General features: G+C 71.3%; 18 protein-coding genes and 1 pseudogene. 6 read left to right on the forward strand and 13 right to left on the reverse strand.

Annotated elements, in window-relative coordinates; genetic code table 11:
- The first annotated feature begins 69 nt into the window (after positions 1-69).
- Positions 70-1,011 carry a DMT family transporter gene (locus tag ABTY98_RS08425; protein WP_352220090.1) on the forward strand — a complete coding sequence of 314 codons (942 nt, stop codon included), beginning with the start codon at positions 70-72 and terminating at the stop codon, positions 1,009-1,011.
- 14 nt (positions 1,012-1,025) lie between these two features.
- Here ABTY98_RS08425 and ABTY98_RS08430 read toward each other — a convergent pair whose 3' ends face one another.
- The 9 genes from ABTY98_RS08430 to ABTY98_RS08470 all read right to left on the reverse strand — a co-directional run bounded on the left by ABTY98_RS08430 (position 1,026) and on the right by ABTY98_RS08470 (position 10,071).
- Positions 1,026-2,114: a Zn-dependent alcohol dehydrogenase gene (locus ABTY98_RS08430; RefSeq protein ID WP_352220091.1), complete on the reverse strand. Its 1,089-nt coding sequence runs from the start codon at positions 2,112-2,114 to the stop codon at positions 1,026-1,028.
- Positions 2,115-2,127: 13 nt separating this feature from the next.
- Entirely contained in the window at positions 2,128-3,516 is a 1,389-nt protein-coding gene (locus tag ABTY98_RS08435) for an aldehyde dehydrogenase family protein (protein WP_352220092.1), read from the reverse strand.
- Positions 3,517-3,605: 89 nt separating this feature from the next.
- Positions 3,606-4,058 carry a DUF3574 domain-containing protein gene (locus ABTY98_RS08440; protein WP_352220093.1) on the reverse strand — a complete coding sequence of 151 codons (453 nt, stop codon included), beginning with the start codon at positions 4,056-4,058 and terminating at the stop codon, positions 3,606-3,608.
- Positions 4,059-4,498: 440 nt separating this feature from the next.
- The gene (locus ABTY98_RS08445; RefSeq protein ID WP_352220094.1) at positions 4,499-5,146 is read right to left on the reverse strand and encodes a class F sortase; all 648 of its coding nucleotides are present in this window, start codon (positions 5,144-5,146) and stop codon (positions 4,499-4,501) included.
- Entirely contained in the window at positions 5,133-5,912 is a 780-nt protein-coding gene (locus ABTY98_RS08450; protein WP_352220095.1) for a hypothetical protein, read from the reverse strand. Before ABTY98_RS08450 ends, ABTY98_RS08445 begins: the two co-directional genes overlap by 14 nt.
- A 101-nt stretch (positions 5,913-6,013) precedes the next feature.
- Complete coding sequence (locus ABTY98_RS08455; RefSeq protein ID WP_352220096.1) at positions 6,014-7,258, reverse strand: MFS transporter; 1,245 nt, start codon at positions 7,256-7,258, stop codon at positions 6,014-6,016.
- A 22-nt stretch (positions 7,259-7,280) separates the two neighbouring features.
- Entirely contained in the window at positions 7,281-8,660 is a 1,380-nt protein-coding gene (locus ABTY98_RS08460) for a CitMHS family transporter (protein WP_352220097.1), read from the reverse strand.
- Positions 8,661-8,819: 159 nt separating this feature from the next.
- On the reverse strand, positions 8,820-9,437 hold the full coding sequence (locus tag ABTY98_RS08465; RefSeq protein WP_352220098.1) for a TetR/AcrR family transcriptional regulator: 618 nt from the start codon (positions 9,435-9,437) through the stop codon (positions 8,820-8,822).
- Positions 9,438-9,501: 64 nt separating this feature from the next.
- Positions 9,502-10,071, reverse strand: coding sequence for a hypothetical protein (locus ABTY98_RS08470; protein ID WP_352220099.1), 570 nt, complete (start codon positions 10,069-10,071; stop codon positions 9,502-9,504).
- A 157-nt stretch (positions 10,072-10,228) separates the two neighbouring features.
- Between ABTY98_RS08470 and hmgA the strand changes: the two genes are divergently transcribed.
- From hmgA to ABTY98_RS08485, 3 genes are read left to right on the forward strand one after another with little or no spacing between them, the layout of a single operon-like run.
- Positions 10,229-11,584: a homogentisate 1,2-dioxygenase gene (gene hmgA, locus ABTY98_RS08475; RefSeq protein WP_352220100.1), complete on the forward strand. Its 1,356-nt coding sequence runs from the start codon at positions 10,229-10,231 to the stop codon at positions 11,582-11,584.
- Between the two features lie 26 nt (positions 11,585-11,610).
- The gene (locus tag ABTY98_RS08480; RefSeq protein ID WP_352220101.1) at positions 11,611-12,360 is read left to right on the forward strand and encodes a GntR family transcriptional regulator; all 750 of its coding nucleotides are present in this window, start codon (positions 11,611-11,613) and stop codon (positions 12,358-12,360) included.
- Between the two features lie 12 nt (positions 12,361-12,372).
- On the forward strand, positions 12,373-13,524 hold the full coding sequence (locus ABTY98_RS08485; protein ID WP_352220102.1) for a type ISP restriction/modification enzyme: 1,152 nt from the start codon (positions 12,373-12,375) through the stop codon (positions 13,522-13,524).
- Between the two features lie 19 nt (positions 13,525-13,543).
- Here the strand turns inward: ABTY98_RS08485 and ABTY98_RS08490 are convergent.
- Positions 13,544-13,861, reverse strand: a pseudogene (locus ABTY98_RS08490) (TetR/AcrR family transcriptional regulator); the annotation flags it as partial.
- Between the two features lie 81 nt (positions 13,862-13,942).
- Between ABTY98_RS08490 and ABTY98_RS08495 the strand changes: the two are divergent.
- Positions 13,943-15,139, forward strand: a complete 1,197-nt coding sequence (locus ABTY98_RS08495; protein WP_502994174.1) for a CaiB/BaiF CoA transferase family protein — start codon at positions 13,943-13,945, stop codon at positions 15,137-15,139.
- A 15-nt stretch (positions 15,140-15,154) separates the two neighbouring features.
- On the opposite strand, the gene ABTY98_RS08500 is transcribed toward ABTY98_RS08495, so the two are convergent.
- The 3 genes from ABTY98_RS08500 to ABTY98_RS08510 form a co-directional block, all read right to left on the reverse strand.
- Positions 15,155-15,424, reverse strand: coding sequence for a hypothetical protein (locus ABTY98_RS08500; protein WP_352220104.1), 270 nt, complete (start codon positions 15,422-15,424; stop codon positions 15,155-15,157).
- A gap of 126 nt (positions 15,425-15,550) precedes the next feature.
- Positions 15,551-16,354 (reverse strand): anti-sigma factor, encoded by an 804-nt coding sequence (locus ABTY98_RS08505; protein ID WP_352220105.1) that lies wholly within the window; start codon positions 16,352-16,354, stop codon positions 15,551-15,553.
- Positions 16,351-16,893, reverse strand: coding sequence for a sigma-70 family RNA polymerase sigma factor (locus ABTY98_RS08510; RefSeq protein WP_352220106.1), 543 nt, complete (start codon positions 16,891-16,893; stop codon positions 16,351-16,353). The genes ABTY98_RS08505 and ABTY98_RS08510 overlap by 4 nt, the downstream gene beginning before the upstream one ends.
- 207 nt (positions 16,894-17,100) lie before the next feature.
- On the opposite strand from ABTY98_RS08510, the gene ABTY98_RS08515 reads away from it, so the two are divergent.
- On the forward strand, positions 17,101-18,630 hold the full coding sequence (locus tag ABTY98_RS08515) for a DUF4331 domain-containing protein (RefSeq protein WP_352220107.1): 1,530 nt from the start codon (positions 17,101-17,103) through the stop codon (positions 18,628-18,630).
- The last annotated feature ends 143 nt before the right edge of the window (positions 18,631-18,773 follow it).

Consider the following 18,773-nt stretch of genomic DNA (forward strand, 5'->3'; position numbering starts at 1 on the left):
CCTCGCCCACCAGCCCCCCGTCCGGAATCCGCGAGCCCCCGCACACCCCTTCTCTCTACCCTCGGTGACATGACCGATCGCACCGCCCCCGCACCCCGCCCGCTCCCCGCCCTCGCCGCCGTCGTCACCGTCGTGCTCTGGGCCTCCGCCTTCGTGGCCATCCGGAGCGCGGGCGACTCCTACTCCCCCGGAGCCCTCGCCCTCGGCCGGCTGTTCTCCGGCTCTGTCGCGCTCGGACTGCTCTGTCTCCTGCGGCGCGAAGGGCTGCCGCCCCGGTCCGCCTGGCGGGGTATCGGGATATCCGGCGTGCTGTGGTTCGGCTTCTACATGGTCGCCCTGAACTGGGGCGAGCAGCAGGTGGATGCCGGGACGGCCGCCCTCGTGGTGAACGTCGGCCCCTTGCTGATCGCCCTGCTGGGAGCACGGCTGCTCGGCGACCCCATGCCGCCCCGGCTGCTCGCGGGGATGGCGGTGTCGTTCGCGGGTGCCGTCACCGTGGGGCTGTCGATGGCCGGCGGGGGCGGCTCCTCGGTGCTGGGTGTGGTGCTCTGCCTGCTCGCGGCCGTCGCCTACGCGGCCGGTGTCGTCTCCCAGAAGCCCGCCCTGGCCCGGGCGAGCGCGCTCCAGGCGACCACGTACGGGTGTCTCGTCGGCACCGTGGCCTGTCTGCCGTTCGCCGGGCAGCTGGTGCACCAGGTGGCGGGCGCGCCGCTGTCCGCGACCCTCGACATGGTGTATCTCGGTGTCTTCCCGACCGCGCTCGCCTTCACGACCTGGGCGTACGCGCTCGCTCGGACCACCGCGAGCCGGATGGGCGCGACGACGTACGCCGTGCCGGCGCTGGTCGTGCTGATGTCCTGGCTGGCCCTCGGCGAGGTGCCGGGGCCGGTCACCCTGGCGGGCGGGGTGCTGTGCCTCGCCGGTGTGGCGGTGTCCCGGTCGCGGGCACGGACACGAGCTCCCCGTACCGTCCCGGCGGCCGGGGAGCCGCACTCCGAACAGGTGCCGTAGCGGTCATATGACGGTCAGAACACGACCAGCGCGCGGCCGCCCTTGCCCGCCAGCATGTTCTCGAACGCCGCGGGGATGTCCTCCAGGGCGATCCGTTCCGTCACCAGCGCGCTCAGGTCCAGGCGACCCGCCCGGACGTGTCCGGCGAGCACCGGCAGGTCGCGGGCCGGGTCCGAGTTGCCGTAGACGCAGCCGGAGAGGGTGCGGCCCCAGTGGAAGAGCTCCAGGGCGTTGAAGGTGACCTGCTCCGTCTTGCCGCCGATGCCGACCACCGTCGTACGGCCGCCCCGCCGGGTGGACTCCCAGGCGGCGCGGATGCTGACCGCGCGGCCGACGCATTCCACGGCGACGTCGACGCCCTGTTTGCCGGTGAGGGCGCGGATCGCGCGGGGCGTGGTGTCGGAGGCGACCACATAGTCGGTGGCCCCGGCGGCCCTGGCCAGCTTCTCCTTCTCCTCCGAGACGTCCACCGCGATGATCCGGGACGCGCCCGCGATCCGCGCCGCCTGCACCGTGGCCAGGCCCACGCCGCCGACGCCGAACACCGCGACGGTCTCGCCCTCCCGGACGCGCGCCGAGTTGTGGACCGCGCCGTAGCCCGTGAGCACCGCGCAGCCGAGGAGGGCCGCGTCGGTGAGCGGGATGCCGGCGGGGAGCGGCAGGACGCATGACTCGGCGACCACCGTCTCCTCGGCGAACGCGGCGACGTTCAGGCCGGGGTGGAGGTCGGTGCCGTCCGCAGTACGTGCGTAGACGTCGGCGGCGCCGGCCAGCGCGTTGGCGCACAGCCAGACCTCGCCGAGCGCGCAGGCGTGACAACGTCCGCAGGAGGGTGCCCAGTTGAGGACGACCGGGTCACCGGATGACAGCCGGGTGACCCCCTCCCCCACGGCCACAACCGTGCCCGCGCCCTCGTGGCCGAGGACCGCCGGGACGGGCACCCGCATGGTGCCGTCGGACAGGGAGAGGTCGGAGTGGCAGACACCGGCGGCGGCGAGGCGGACCCGGACCTGGCGGGGGCCGGGGTCCGGGAGGTCGATCTCGGTGACCGCGAGCGGGGCGCCCACGGCGGGCAGTACAGCGGCTCGGACCTTGGCGGACATCAGAGCAACCTCCTCAGAACTGAAGGGACTTGGTCTGGAGGTACTCGGCGAGGCCGTGCGTGCCGAGTTCGCGGCCGACACCCGACTGCTTGTAACCGCCGAACGGCGCAAGGGGGTTGAAGCGGCCGCCGTTGATGTCCACCTGCCCGGTCTCCATGCGCCGGGCGAAGGCCACCGCTTCCGCGTCGTCCCCGGCCCAGACGGCTCCGGCGAGCCCGTAGACCGTGCCGTTGGCGATCCGGAGCGCGTCCTCCTCGTCCACGTAGCGCAGGATCGACAGCACCGGGCCGAAGATCTCCTCCTGCGCGATGGTCATCTCGGGGGTGACGTCGGCGAACACGGTCGGGCTGACGAAATAGCCCTGCTCGCGCGGGGACTCGGGACCGCCGGCGACCAGCCGGGCGCCCTCCGCGATGCCCTTCTCGATGTAACCGCGCACCCGCGCCTGCTGCCTGGCGCTGACGACCGGCCCGATCCGCTCGCCGTACTTGGCGGCGGCGGCAGCCGCCAGTTCCACCGCCTGCGCGTACTGGTCGGTGTGCACCAGCATCCGCGTCCAGGCGCTGCACGTCTGGCCGGAGTTGGACATCACGTTGGCCACCCCGACGTTGACGGCCTTGGCGAGGTCGGCGCTCGGCAGGATGACGTTGGCGGACTTGCCGCCCAGTTCGAGGGCCACCTTCTTCACGGCCGCGCCGGCCACCGCACCGATCTGCTTGCCGACGGCCGTGGAACCGGTGAAGGAGACCAGGTCGACACCGGGGTGCTCGGCGAGAGCCTGCCCGGCGACCGGGCCCAGGCCGGTGACCAGGTTGAACACACCGGCCGGGAAGGCCGCCTCGGCCACCGCCTCCGCGAACAGCTGGGCGGTCAGCGGAGTGTCCTCGGCGGGTTTGAGTACGACCGTGCAGCCGGCGGCGAGCGCAGGGGCGACCTTGGCGACGATCTGGTGCAGCGGATAGTTCCAGGGCGTGATCGCGCCCACCACACCGACCGGCTCCTGGTGGACGGCCGAGTTGCCGACCTTCTCCTCGAAGAGATGGGTCGCTGCCAGCTCGGCGTAGGAGCCCGCGACCGCGATCGGCAGCCCCGCGTGGACGGCCTGCGAGAACTGCGGCGTCGAGCCCAACTCCGCGGTGACCGTCTCGGCGATCTCGTCCTTGCGGGCCGCCAGGACGTCGCGCAGCGCGCCGAGCCGGGCGGCCCGCTCGGCGGGCGGGGTGGCGGCCCAGACGGGGAGAGCGGCACGGGCGGCACGTACGGCGGTGTCGACGTCCAGCGCACCGCCCGCCGGGACCCGTCCGATGACCTGCTCGTCGACCGGGTTCACGACCTCGATCACGTCCTGGCTCTCGGCGGCGCGCCAGGCACCGTCGATGTACAGGCCGTCGTGTGCCTTCATGCTGCTTCCTCCCGGCGGGGCTGGTCTCCGATCTCACAAACTAGCGGCGATAGTTTTTCGGCGCCAGAGACAGGTTCGTGGCCGGACCGTCAGAAGTCGACCTGGGCCCGTTCGTCCACCCGTCCCACGCTCTCCTGCGCGTACGCCTTCTCATAGGCCCGCCGGATCTCCTCGATCTTCCGGTCGCTGCCCTTCGCCACCGCCTCGGGATACAGCAGGATCAGCTCGTACGACCGCTCCTTCTCGATCGTGCCGCGCGTGTCCCGCCACTGCCCGCGCCCGCCCTGCACGGTGAGCCCGTCGGGGAAGTCGGGAGTGATCTCCTTGTCGACGAAGGCCGTGAACTGCCGGTCGGTGACGGCGGGGCCACCGTCCGGCCGGGCCGTGCCGAAGAACAGCCGTGTCTCGACGTAGGGTTTGCCACGCGTCGGCGCGGCCGCGGGCCGGTCGTCGGCCAACGCCGTGTACGCGGCAGGGGTACCGGCGAGCAGCACTCCGGCCAGGGCCAGGACCGACCGGTTACGGAGCGAATGAGTACGCATGCCCCCTTCCTAGGGGGTTCGGCCCTGACAAGTCCCCGATTCCGGCCGGGGTTCACCCATCCAGGTCGGGCAGCCGCGCCGGGGACGGGCAGATTCGCTCGCCGCGCTGATCGAAGACGAACCACTGCCCCTGGAGCACAGGTTGCTGCGGGTGCGGCAGGGCGGGGAGGTGGCACTGGACACCCGTTCCCGGCAGTTCGAAGCGGGGAGGGACCGGTCGTGGTACCGGGCGCGCAGGAGATTGACAACGCGGGGTGCCGACGAAGGCGGCGACGAAGATGTTGCGGGGCGGGGCGTGGACCGCGCGCGGGCTGCCGACCTGGTGGAGCGCTCCCCCACGCGGACGGTGACATTCGGCGCTCCGGGCGGGGCCACAGCGACTGTCGGCGGCCTGGCGGTGCGACGGTGCGACGGTGCGCTCAACCGCCCGCACCGCCGGGTCACTCCGTCGCGGTCAGGTGGGCGAAGACCACCACGTTGCTGGTGTAGCCCGTCCTCCGGCTGAAGAGGCCACCGCAGGTGATCACGCGGAGTTCCGGACGCCGGGTCGGACCGTACACCTCCTTGTCGGGAAAGCCGGCCTTGTCGTAGACCTTCACCCGGTCCACGGTGTAGACGGCGGTACGGCCGTCTACACGCCTGGCCTCGATCCGTTTGCCGGGCTTCACCTGGGCGAGCGCCGCGAAGACGGCGGGCCCCGTCCTTGTGTCGCGGTGGCCGACGGCGACCGCGAGGCCGGACTCGCCCGGCGTGGCGCCGCCCTGGTACCAGCCGATCAGCTTCGGCTTGTCGACCGGCGGGGTCTCCAACTGCCGGCCCCGGTCGAGGCGGACGCCGATGACCGGCGCGTCGACGCCCAGGGAGGGGATGCGCAACGACGTCGGCCGGGACCGGGGCAGCGGGCGGGGCGGCGGCATGGGCCGGGCCGCGGGACGGGCCCCGTCGGACTCGTCCCGCCCCGCGCCCGGCCCGTCGTGCCCCCCGCACCGGACCACTGTCACCAGGACGATCGCCAGCAGGGCCGTCCTGGCGAGGCGGTAGGCGCGGGTCCGGTACCAGGGCCTGCGTCTGCGCCTACGCGGCGCCATGGGGCCGACGGCGGATCAGCCGGACGTACACCACACCGCTGGCCGCGACCAGGCCCACGGCCGCGGCGGCGGTCACGGGCGAGAACGCGGCCGCCGTGTCGACGAGGCCGCCGCCACCCGCGTGCACCCCGCCCTGCGGGCCGTTGTGGTCGCCGCCCTGTCCCCAGCCCGCGTCGCCACGCTGGTTGTCCTCGATCTGCCCGTTCGGGCCGTTTTGACCATTCGGGCCATTCTGACCGTTCGGATCGCCCGGTCCGTTGGGGCCGCCCTGGCCGTTCGGGCCGTTTTGGCCGTTCTGGCCGTTCGGGCCGTTCTGGCCGTGCTCCCCGTCCTGCTTTCCGTCATGGCAGTTGACCCGGAAGACCTTCTCCTTCACCGCGCCGCCCACGCCGCCCACGACCCACGTGATCTTGTACTGTCCGTCCGCCAGACCCAGCGGGTCGGTGTGGCCGGCGCCGCCCGCGAGCTGGATGGTGCCGGCGACGGTGGCGGCAGTGGGCAGCGGGGGCTGCGGCGTGATGGTGTAGGCGATGGCGGTGAGGACGTCGAAGTTGACGGCGTCGAGATAGAACTTGCAGACCACCGGGTCGTCCTTCGAGACGCCGAAGGGCACGCCCACACGGTGGATCCTGATGTCGCCGTTCTCCCCTTGGGCCACCGCGTTCGGCGCAGCCACCCACGATGCGCCCGCCGCGGCGAGGGCGCTGAGGACGACGGTTGCACCCGCACGGGAACCGGCGGAGCGTGGAAGTGTGAGGGTGGGCATGCAGGCTCCTCCAAGTTAGACGATTTTCATACAAATCGACCTTTCGCCTGGACTGTCACTCATGCACCCCACGGACCGTGGCATCAACGCCCGACGCGCCGTCAGATATCGCTCGTACGGCGCAACGCCGAACCCTTACGCCCCGTCCGCGGCACCGGACCGGCACCCTCGGACGGCCCCACCGCCCCCGGCGAGCGCACCGCCACTCCCGCCGACAGCAGCAGCAAAGCCCCCAGCATCACGAACGGCGCGGCCACCCCCGCCACGCCCGCGACCAGGCCCGCGGCGGCCGGGGCGGCGACCTGGCCGAGCCGGTTGCCGGTCAGACGCAGGGCCAGCGCGGTGGACCGGGCGCCGTCGGGCGCGGCCTGGACGACCGTCGTCATCGACAGCGGCTGCCCGACTCCCAGGCAGAACCCGAGCGCAGCGAGCATCAGCCCGAGCACCCACACCGGCACCGGCAGTGCGATCCCCGCGCACAGCACGGCCGCCAGAAGACACGTCACCGTCAACAGCACCGGCCGCCCGAGCAGTCGTAGCAGCGGCGTGAGGACCAGCCGGCACGCGATCGTCGCCCCGGCCCGCACGCTCAGCAGCACGCCGATCACCGCCGGCGCGATGCCCCGGTGCTCGCCGACCACCGGGAGGTACGCGGTGAGGATGTCCGTCGCGGACAGGACCGAGAGGCTGATCAGCATGCCGGCCGGGACACCCCGGGCGCGCAGGATGCCGCCCACCGGGACGCGGCCGCCCTTCTCGGGACGGGACGTGGCCGCCGTACGGTCCTCGATGCGCCACAGCGAGGTGAACGCGATCGCCGCCCCCGCGCCCGCCACCACGAGGGCGAGCGCGCTGCTGCCCGCCATGTCGGGGCCGCCGATCAGCGCACCCGCGGCGATCGGCCCGACCAGCTGGCCCAGCGACGCACCGATGGTGAAGTGACCGAAGTTGCGGTCCTGTTCGTGCGGGGCCGACTGACGGGCCACCAGTGACTGGGCGCCGATCACGAAGCAGAGGTGGCCGAGGCCCATCACCCCGCTCCACAGGGCCATCGCCCAGAGGGAGTTCGCCAGCCCGCTGAGCGCACAGCCACCGGCTATCAGCACCACTCCGACCGGCAGCAGGGGCGCACAGCGGCCGTGGTCGGTACGGCGGCCGAGCGGTACGGCGGCGAAGAGGGGGAGCAGCGCGTAGACACCGGCGATGACACCGACGGCCCGTTCGTCGGCGCCGAGCGCGAGGGCCCGGTAGGAGACGGCGGGCCGGGCCATCGACACCGCCCCCTGCGCGAAGCCGAAGGCGATGACGAGGCGGAGCAGCCAGCCGCGGTTCCTGCCGGGCGCCATGGTGAAGTCCTCCGTGGAACAGTCAGACGATCCCGAACAGGATTCCTGCCCCGAGCACCACGAGGGATGTGAGCGCGGCCCACTTGACGACGAAGCGTGTGTGGTCGCCGAACTCGACCTTGGCCATGCCGACCAGGACGTAGACCGCGGGCACCAGCGGGCTGGACATGTGCAGCGGCTGGCCGATGATCGAGGCGCGGGCGATCTCCACGGAGGAGACTCCATGGGCCTGGCCAGCCTCGGCGAGGACCGGGAGGATGCCGAAGTAGAAGCCGTCGTTCGACATGAAGTACGTGAGCGGGATGCTGAGCACACCGGTGACGAGGGCCATGTGCGGGCCCATGCCGTCGGGGATGTTGTCGACGAGCCAGGTGGCCATGTGGTCGACCATGCCGGTGCCCTGGAGGACGCCGGTGAAGACGGCGGCGGCGAAGACCATGCCGGAGACGTTGAGGACGTTCTCGGCGTGGGCGGCGAGGCGGGCCTTCTGGGCGGGCATCTGCGGGAAGTTGACGGTGAGCGCCAGCGCCGCGCCGAGCAGGAACAGCACCGGGATCGGCAGCAACTCCATGATCATGGCGGTGAGCAGGGCGACCGTGAGCAGCGCGTTGAACCAGTACAGCTTGGGGCGCAGGGTCTCGCGGTGCGGGTCGAGGCCCTTGAAGTCGTCGTCGGCCGCCGGCTCCTCGGGCAGGCCCGGACCCGAACCGCCGGTACGCGCGAGGGACTTGCCGGCACCCACGAGGACCGTCTCGGTCTCCTCCACCAGCACCTGGTCCAGCGTCAGCACGCCGAGCCGTTTGCGTTCACGGCGGCCGAGGACGTAGGCGAGGGCCATCACGAAGACCAGGCCGACGGCGAGGGCGGGGATCATGGGCACGAAGATGTCGCCGGCGTCCAGTTTCAGCGCGGTCGCGGCACGGGCCGTCGGTCCGCCCCAGGGCAGGGTGTTCATCACGCCGTTGGCCATCGCGGCGACACCGGTCATCACGACCAGGCTCATCTTCAGGCGCTTGTACAGCGGGTACATCGCCGAGACGGTGATCATGAAGGTGGTGGAGCCGTCGCCGTCGAGGGAGACGATCGCGGCGAGCAGGGCCGTGCCGACGACGATCCGCAGCGGGTCGGCCCTGCAGAACCTCAGGATCCCCTTGACGATCGGGTCGAAGAGGCCGACGTCGATCATCACACCGAAGTAGACGATCGCGAACATGAGCATCGCCGCGGTGGGGGCGAGGCTGGTGACGCCGTCGATGACGTAGTCGCCGAGCTTCGCGCCCTTCCCGACGAACACGCAGAACAACGCGGGGATCAGCACGAGCGCCGCGATCGGCGACATCTTCTTCAGCATGATCAGGACCAGGAAGGTCGCGATCATGGTGAAGCCGAGGATGGTCAGCATGAATGGAATACCTAACGTTCGCCCTTGAACTCCCACCAGGGACGGCGGTGCGATGACGTTAGGTCCCGTCAAACGGCGTTAACAAGACGTTGACACGCGAGCAATAAGCGCAAAACTCCAGGTCACAGGGTTGTCCCTGGAACGGGGGCGGTTTCCTCGTCAGTCCAGGACGCGCGCCAGATAGGCCCGCAGCAGTTCCCGGGTCTCCGTGATGATCGCCTCGTCGCCCTCCGGGTCCATCCGGAAGGACAGGTGGACCAGGGTGTCGGCGGTCTCCACGGCCACCAGGAACGTGCGGCGCAGGGCCTCGTCGGGGGCGCGGCCGAGGTAGGCGGAGAGCAGGTCGGTGAGGCGGTCGGCGACCCTGCGGTTGGGTTCGGCGTGGCGGGCTCCGACCGGGATCTGGTTGCCGAAGTCGACGAGCGAGAAGCCGGGGGCGGTGCGCTTCATGGCCAGGTACTCGTCGAGGACCGCGTCCATCGCCACCCGCCAGTCGCCCTTCGGCGCGTCCTTCAGGCGCTCGGTGACCCGCTCGGTGTAGCGCTCCAGGTTGCGCTGGGCGAGGGCGTCGGCCATCTGCCGCTTGTTGCCGAAGAACCGGTAGACCGAGCCGATGGGCACCCCGGCCCGCACCGCGACGGCCCGGGTGCTCAGCTCCTCGTAGCCCACCTCGTCGAGGAGGTCGGCGCAGGCGTCGAGAATCCTGGTCAGCCGTTCCGCACTGCGGCGCTGGACGGGAGCTTTGCGAAGCGAGGGCGCTTGGGGCACGGGCTTCATGATGCCTTTCCGCGGGGATCAGGTGAACCTCGCCCCCCAGTACGGAGACGGATGGCCCATGCACTCATCCGAGGGGCGTGCTGTCGGTGCCGGCCACGACCCCGTGCGTGGCCGTCGGTGCCGCCTTCGCCGTCTCCGCGCCCGACGCCGTGACGTCCGCCGTGCTCTCGACCGGCTTGCCGTGCACCGCCCACACGGTGGCGTCGTCCGCGTAGAGCCGGGCGGTGATGTGGTGGGTGCCGTGCGGGACGAGCCGGGCGGGGAGGTGGTACGCGGGGGTGCGCAGCCGGGTCACCAGGTCGCCGTCCACGAAGAGGTAGGCGAGGCCGCGCCCGGCGACCGCCCGGGCCGTGGTGCCGGCCCGGGAGAAGCGGAAGCGGTGCACGTCGAGCCGTACGTCCCAGCCGCCGGCGCTGTCGGGCGTGACCACCGTGTCCACCTCGGGCGCCTGCTTCTTGTCGATCTCCCGGTAGCGGCGTCCGCTCTCGTCCGTGTCGTCGAGGATCTTGCCCACCGGTGAGGGCGACCCCGTCTCCCGCTGCGCGTGCGCCTCCCCGGTCCCGCAACCCGCCGCCGCGACCAGCAGCGGCACGCAGACCGCGAGCGCGCCCGGCAGTCCACGCGTCCACGACATGCCCGGGAGCGTAGAACAGCGCGTCGGAGACCGGATCCCCCTGAAGTCGGGTTCTCGCCGTACGACGCTGGGATGATCCCGGCCCTCTTGCACCCGCCCCCACTCAATCCTACGGTGATACATAGGAATCGGGGACTCAGAGGGCCAGGGAGCGATCATGAGTGATGGGGGCACCTCCCGCGCGGGCGTGTTCGAGCGTGAGGGAGCACGGAAGACCGCCGAGGGACTGTCGTATCTCTCGGGGTTCGGCAACGAGCACTCCTCGGAGGCGGTGCCGGGCGCCCTGCCCGAGGGCCGCAACTCCCCGCAGCGCGCCCCCCTCGGCCTCTACGCGGAGCAGCTCAGCGGTACGGCCTTCACCGAGCCCCGGGCCCACAACCGCCGCTCCTGGCTGTACCGGATCCGCCCCTCGGCCGCCCACCCGGCGTTCACCCGGGCCGCCGGCGACGGGACGCTGCGCACCGGCCCCTTCACGGACGTCGCCCCGGACCCGAACCGGCTGCGCTGGAACCCGCTGCCGGAGCCGGCGCCCGGTACGGACTTCCTCGCCGGCCTGTGGACGCTCGGCGGCAACGGCGACGCGACCCAGCGCACCGGCATGGCCGTGCACCTCTACCACGCCAACTCCTCGATGGAGCGGGTCTTCTCCGACGCGGACGGCGAGCTGCTGGTCGTCCCCGAGCACGGCGGACTGCTGCTGCGCACGGAGTTCGGCCTGCTGCATGTGGAGCCGGGACATGTGGCGCTGATCCCCCGTGGGGTCCGCTTCCGTGTGGACCTGCTGGATGCCACGGCCCGGGGGTATGTGTGCGAGAACTACGGCTCGCCCTTCCGCCTTCCCGACCTGGGCCCGATCGGCGCCAACGGCCTCGCCAACGCCCGGGACTTCCAGGCCCCCGTCGCCGCCTACGAGGACGTGGAGGGCCCGGTGGAGGTGGTCAACAAGTTCTGCGGCAACCTGTGGACGGCCACCTATGACCACTCCCCACTGGATGTGGTCGCCTGGCACGGCACACATGTGCCGTACCTCTACGACCTGCGCCGTTTCAATGTGATCGGCACCATCTCGTACGACCACCCCGACCCGTCGATCTTCACGGTGCTGACGTCCCCGTCGGACACTCCCGGCCTGGCGGGCGTCGACTTCGTGGTCTTCGCCCCGCGCTGGCTGGTGGGCGAGAACACCTTCCGGCCGCCCTACTTCCACCGGAACGTGATGAGCGAGTACATGGGCCTGATCGAGGGCGCCTACGACGCGAAGGCGGAGGGCTTCGTTCCCGGCGGGGGCTCCCTGCACAACATGATGTCGGCGCACGGCCCGGACCGGGAGACGTTCGACCGGGCGAGCGCGGCCGAGCTGCGTCCGCAGAAGGTCGACGACGGCCTCGCCTTCATGTTCGAGACCCGCTGGCCGGTGACGCTCACCCCGCAGGCGGCGACCGCCGAGCATCTGCAGCAGCGCTACGACGACGTGTGGCAGGGCCTGGAACGCCACTTCCGGCCCTTGCACTGAAGATCCCCTACCGGTACGGATGGCCCGTGACCTCCTTCGCCCCGGACTCGATCGTCCTGAACCGCAAGCTGCCGCTCTGGTATCAGGTGTCGCAGTCGCTGCGCGCCTCGATACTCGGCCGCTCGCCCCGGGACCCGCTCCGGCTGCCCACCGAGGAACAGCTGGCGGAGCACTACGGCGTGAGCGTGCTGACCATGCGGCAGGCGCTGAAGGAGTTGGAGGACGAGGGCCTGATCAGCCGGCACCGGCGCCGGGGCACCTTCATCGAACCGGACGCCCGGCGGGGCACTCCGGTACGGCTGCTCGGCTCGGTGGACGCGATCGTGGCCCAGCAGTCCGGTATGACAGCCGAGCTGCTTGACCACGGCACGGCACCCGTGACGGGCGAACTCACCGAGTACTTCCCGGATCTCGACGAGGTGGCGACGTACCACCGCCTGCGCAGTGACGAACAGACGGGCGAGCCGACCAACCACGCCCGCAACCACGTCCGCCCCGAACTGGCCGAGCGCATCGACCCGGAGGACCTGGCCCGCCGGCCCATGACCAAGGTGCTCCGCGATGTGGTCGGCGCGGACATCAGCCGCATCACGGACACGGTCGAGGCCCGCCTGGCCGACCCGGAGACGGCCCGGTTGCTCCAGGTGCCCCTCCTCAGCCCGATCCTGCACTACACGGGTGTCACCTACGACACCGCCGGCCGGGTCCTGGACCTGGCGGTCATCCACTACCGGGGCGACCGTTTCTCCTTCACGGTCACCCTCGACGCCACCTGAACTCGTCGTACGATGCCGGGCGTGACGCACGACGACGCTCCGCTCCTTGCGGACCTCATGCCGTGGTCCGTCGCACCACTACGGCTCGGCCGGGGGTGGCCGACGGCCCCCGATCCGGCGACCCTCAGGGCCCGCTGGGACGCCCTTCTCAAGGCCGAGGGCCCCGACCGCGAGACCCTGTTCGAACCGACGCGTGCCCGGACGGTCCACTCGGCGGTGGCCCAGCTCCCGGGCCGGGCGACCGGCACGGAGCGGCTGGAGCAGGCCTCGTCCCTCTGTCCGGACCCGGTCCGCGTGCTCTCGGCCCCCTTCGACGAACAGTGGCTGATCCCGGACCACCGCCTGATCGACACGGCCCGCCCGGAGTTGTGGCGGACGGCGGACGACCACCAGATCTTCGCGGTGGAGTCGGCGGAGGGCGTGCCCCTGCTGGCGACCTCCCTCCTCCCCACTCTGCGTGCCGGCCGCATCCGCCCCCTCTACCGCCGCCCCGGCGGCACGGAACCGAATCTGGCACCGGGCCTGCTGAGGTACCTGGCCGACCGCCTGGACCGCGCTCTCACCCCGCTGGACGTCCTGGCCTGGGCGGTGGCGACGATCCGCCCGGACCACACGGTCCCGCTCACCGAGGACCCCGCCCTCTGGTCGCAGGGCGTGGAGTTGGGCCGCCGAGTTCTCTGGCTGCTCCGCCGCGACGGCGAACGCCCCAAGCTCCCGGGCGGCCGCCGCCCCTACGTCCGGGCCCCTCTCCCCACCCGCCCGCTCACGATCGGCTACGACCCGGAGGAGGAGACCCTCCGCATCGACGAGGGCCGCATCTCCCCGGTGCCACCGGAGGCGTGGGAGTTCGCGATGGGGGAGGTGAAGATCCTGGAGGCGTGGTTCGCGGCACGGACGACGACGGCGGAACCGGGAACTCTGGCGGCGATCACTCCGCAGACCTGGCCCCAGTCATGGACGTCGGACCTGCTCGAACTGATCACGGTCCTGGCCCTGCTGTCCGAAGTGCGCGACCGACAGACCGAGTTGGAGATCAAGGCACCGATCACGTCAACGGACCTGACGGCAGCGGGCGTACTCCCACCGCCGGAAGCGTCCCGCAAACCGGCATCGATCCTGGAGCACACGGAAGAAGGACCGGCCGGCCAGCTCACGCTGCTGTGACCGGCCACGACCCCGCGGCCTACGACGCGAACCCGTCCAAAACCCTCTCCAGAGCCCGCCTGAGGACCCCCTCCAGATCAATGGGCCCCGAATCCTCCGCAAACGCCGCGGCCATCCGCGGATACGCCCCCGAGGCGATCTGCCCCCCGAGACAGGCGATCCGCACCGCGTTCTCCTGCTCCTCCGACCACGGCAGACTCCGAGCCCGCTCCGCCGTGTCGATCTCGTTGCGCACATAAGTGGTCACCACCCCGTTCAGCATGGCGACCAGCTCCAGCTTCGTCCCGTACGGCGCGTCCAGCGAATCCAGGCAGGCCAGGCAGTGCTCCGCGGTACGGCCGCGGCTGACCTGACCCGCGGCGCTCGGCAGCAGCAGTGCTGCTGACAGAAGAGCCGGTCGCGGGACATGATCCAGCCCATGGACCGTCTCCCGCTGCCCCTGGAGGGCATCACCGTCGTCGCCGTCGAACAGGCCGTGGCCGCGCCCTTCGCCACCCGGCAGCTCGCCGATCTGGGTGCCAGGGTCGTCAAGGTCGAGCGGATCGACGGCGGCGACTTCGCTCGCGGTTACGACACCACCGCCCACGGGCTCTCCTCGCACTTCGTGTGGTGCAACCGGGGCAAGGAGTCCATCGCGCTGGATCTGAAGGACCCGCGCGGACTGGATGTCGTGATAAGGCTCGTCGCGGACGCGGACGTCTTCGTGCAGAACCTCGCGCACGGGGCCGCCGCCCGGCTCGGTCTCGACGCGGCCACGCTGTGCGCCGCGCACCCCCGGCTGGTCGCCGTGGACATCTCCGGATACGGCGCGTCGGGGCCGTACGCCGGCAAACGCGCGTACGACATGCTGGTGCAGTGCGAGGCGGGCCTCGTGTCGGTCACCGGGACGCCGGAGCAGCCCGTGAAGGCCGGGATTCCGGCGGCGGACATCGCGGCGGGCATGTACGCGTTCTCGGGCGTTCTCGCGGCGCTGGTGCGGCGCGGGACGACCGGGCGGGGCGGTCCTGTGGAGGTGTCGATGCTGGACGCGCTGGCCGAATGGCTGGGGCATCCGCTGCATCACACCCTGCACGGCGGGACCCCGCCCGAGCGCACCGGTCTGGCGCACGCGGTGATCGCGCCGTACGACGCCTATTCGACCGCGGACGGCGGCCGGGTGCTGCTGTCGGTGCAGAACGACCGGGAGTGGCGGCGGCTTGCCGAGCAGGTGCTCGGAAGGCCGGAGTTGGGTGCGGATCCGGCGTTCGCGACGAACGCGGCGCGGGTGGCGAACCGGGCGCGGACCGACGAGCTGGTCGCGGCGGCCCTCGGGGCGGTCGGCGCCGATGCGGCCTTGGGGCGCCTCGAAGCCGCGGGCATCGCGTGCGCGCGGCTGCGGGATCTGCACGAGGTGGCGGAGCATCCGCAGCTGGCGGCCCGGGAGCGGTGGCGGGAGGTGGGGTCGCCGGTCGGGCCGCTGCGTGCGCTGCTGCCGCCCATCACGCTGCCGGGCGGGGACGAGGCGCGAATGGGGGACGTACCCGCGCTCGGACAGCACACCGAGGCGCTGCTGCGTGCCGTGGGGATGACGGACGCCGAGATAGCAGCGTTGCGCCGGGACGGTGTGGCTGCCTGAGCGCGAGCCTGGTGGTCAGTGCTTGTTGCCGCCGAACAGCGAACGGCGCAGCCGACGCAGCGGCGCGAAGAGGGAGACGCGGCTGACCCGCGCACCCCGGTCGCTGCGCTGCGCGGGTTCACGCGCGGTCAGCTCACGCATCAGCGACGTCGCCTCGACCGCCTGCTGCTGCGGTATGGCGGGACCCGCCAGTACCGACAGATGGCGGTCGAGGCGCGAACTGGTCGCGCTGCTCCCGCAGGTGATCGCAGGAACCCTCGCCCTGCTGCGTGTTATCTGCTCCATGTCACTCCCCACCCGTACGAGTCCACCCGGCCCGGGCAGGGTAACCCTATCGCCCCGATGGGGCACTCGTGTATCGCGGTCACAGGATTCACCTTTTCCGCAAGGCTGTTGACGACCCCTTTGCGACTACTCTCCGAATCCAGCCGATTTCAGGGCGAGTTGGACAACTGGCTGGCTGGTGGGTTGCGCCGAGCCTCCCGCGGGCTCGACGGTTACGGCGAGTGATGTGGCGGACTTGTCGAGACCCGTGGCGACCAAGGGCGTGTCGGCCTTGAAAAGCCCGAGGGAGCGCGGTTGCACACGAGGGCGCATGAGCCAGAGCTGGTGCACGCGCCCCTTCGGCAGGGTCCCGTATCCGCTGAGCGTGACGACGGCCTCCCCCGCCGATGCGGAGACCACCGCTCCGATACTTCGGCCCTGGGCGTCCTTACTGCTGGTCGCACGGGCATCGGTCGCGGCCAGAACGTGGGCGATCTCACGCGACTGGGCCCGCTCGGCGTCCAGTTGGTCCTGGGTCCGGCCGGCCTGCACCGCGAAGAGGGAGGCGACGACCAGCGCGGCGGCCGCGGTGGCGGTGGCGAACGGCACGAACAGCGGGCGCGGCCGTCTGCGCGGCGGCGGGGGCTGCGCACCCCAGACATGCGGCGGCAGGTTGGGGACGTGCTCACGGCCGGGGGCCGGTTCCTGCCGGGTGGCGCGTACGGCGGACAGGACGCGGTCGCGCATCGCGAGGGGCGGCGGGGCCGCCGTGGACCAGGCCAGCCGTACCGCGTCCTCGGTCAGCGCCCGGACCTCGGCGGCGCACCGGCCGCAGTCCCCGAGGTGCTTCTCGAACCGGCGCCGCTCGCCGGGCTCCAGGGCGTCCAGGGCGTAGGGCGCGGCCAGGGAGTGCAGGTCCTCGCGGTGCAGCAGCCGGCCGACCAGGCTCATGCGGCGCCTCCCAGGCAGTCGCGCAGCCGGGTCAGTCCGTCGCGCATCCGTGTCTTGACCGTGCCCAGCGGCAGCCTGAGCCGCTCGGCGACCTCACGGTACGTGTAGCCGTCGTAGTAGGCGAGGGTGACCGACTGGCGCTGGAGGGCGGTGAGGCGGTCCAGGCAGCGGCGTACCCATTCGCGCTCCAGGCCGGCCTCCACCTCCTCGGCGACCTGGTCGAAGGCCGGTTCGCCCGCGCGCAGCGCCTCGCGCTGTTCGCGTTCGCCGGCCGCGCGGGCGCTGCGCACCCGGTCGACGGCGCGGCGGTGGGCGAGGGTGAGGACCCAGGAGAGGGCACTGCCCCGGCCGGGGTCGAACTTGGGTGCGGAACGCCAGAGTTCGAGGAGCACCTCCTGAGCCACCTCCTCGGACTGGGCGGGGTCACGGACCACGCGTCGTACGAGCCCGAACACCGGACCGGACACCAGTCCGTAGAGGTCCTCGAACGCCTTCTGGTCGCCGGCCGCGACGAGCACCAGCAGTTCGTCCGCCTCCACCCCGTTCCCCCTTCTGTGGCCGCACCCGGCCCGCCCTCCCACACCAGGCATTCGCAACTGACACACCTCCGGCAGAAGTACGTACGCAAGGGCCGAAAACGCGGGTCGAGCAGGAAGAAAAGATTTTTTTCCTTCGGACCAATCCAATCGGCCGTCCTGCTCCGTATACCCGTCCGTCAAGCAAGTTGGGACCGAGGGACGGACGGCATGACACCTCTAATCTCCAGGAGCGGCGCGGGGCGCAAGGGCCTTGTCTCGCTCGTCTGTGGGGCACTGGCCACCGGCGGGATCACAGCCGCCAGCGTCGCCGCGCTGGAACCGGGAGCGGCCTCTGCCTCCTCCCACCGGGAAGCCCCGCTCATCTCGGGCACCCCGCAGTACGACAACACCGACCTGTACGCGTTCGTCAGCCCGGACAAGCCCGACACGACGACGATCGTGTCGGACTACATCCCCTTCGAGGAACCGGCCGGCGGCCCGAACTTCTACCAGTTCGCCGACGACGCCCAGTACGACATCCACATCGACAACGACGGTGACGCGCTGGACGACCTGATCTTCCGCTACACCTTCCACACCCAGATCAAGAACAAGAAGACGTTCCTCTACAACACGGGGGTGGTCGACAACCTGACCGACCCCGACCTGAACGTCACACAGTCGTACGACATCGACCTCATCAAGCTGAAGAAGGGGAAGGAGCAGCACACGACGAGGATCGCCAGCGACATCCCGGCGGCTCCGTCGGACGTCGGCAAGGCGTCGATGCCGGACTACGGGAAGCTGCGCTCCCAGGCCGTCTACAAGACGGTCAACGGCGGCGCGACCTTCGCGGGCCAGGCCGACGACCCGTTCTTCGCCGACCTGCGCGTCTTCGACCTGCTGTACGGCGGCAACCTCAGCGAGGTCGGCCGGGACACCCTCAAGGGCTACAACGTCAACACGATCGCCCTCCAGGTGCCGAACGCCCTGATCCGGCAGTCGGCGTCGCGTCCGACCGTCGGCATCTACGCGACGACCCAGCGCAGGAACGCGCGGGGCTACTACGCGCAGGTCTCGCGCCTCGGCAACCCGCTGGTCAACGAGGTCGTCAACCCGCAGAAGGACAAGGACAAGTTCAACGCGTCCCAGCCCAAGGACGACGCGCAGTTCCTGAAGAACGTGACCAACCCGGAACTGCCGAAGCTCATCCAGCAGATCTACAACATCAAGGCGCCGTCCGAGCCCCGCAACGACCTCGTCGACGTGTTCCTCAAGGGCGTCAAGGGCCTCAACCAGGAGCAGCCGTACGCGACGCCGTCGGAGATGCTCCGCCTGAACACGTCCATCAAGCCCACCGCCAAGCCCAAGCGGCTCGGTGTCCTGGACGGTGACAACGCGGGCTTCCCGAACGGGCGCCGGCTCACGGACGACGTGATCGACGAGGCGCTCCAGGTCGTCGAGGGCGAACTGGTCGGTTCCAAGAACGACCTGGGCGACGCCGTCGACAAGAACGACAAGGGCTTCGAGAAGTACTTCCCGTACGTGGCCGAGCCGACGTCCGGTTCGCGCGGTGCGCTCGCCAAGGGCACGGCCGCCGGGAGCAGCACGAAGAGCGCGCTGGGTGACGCCCTGTCCGGCTCCGGCAGCAGCAACACGACGCTGATCGCCGGGTCCGCGGCCGCGGGTGCGGCGGGCGTGCTGCTGATCGGTACGGCGTTCGGCTGGTGGCGGCGTCGGATGCGGCGGCCGTACTAGGCGCCGTTGCGGTTTGAGGTAGCCGGGTGACCGCGGGCCGCTCATGGCTGGTCGCGCCCACGCGGCAGCCGCTCATCCCACGCGGCCCCGAGCCCCTCACGGGGCGCTGATGCGCCCCTCACTTGCCGGCGCGGCCCGCACCC

The organism is Streptomyces sp. NPDC096040, assembly GCF_040303265.1.
Classification (GTDB): Bacteria; Actinomycetota; Actinomycetes; order Streptomycetales; family Streptomycetaceae; genus Streptomyces.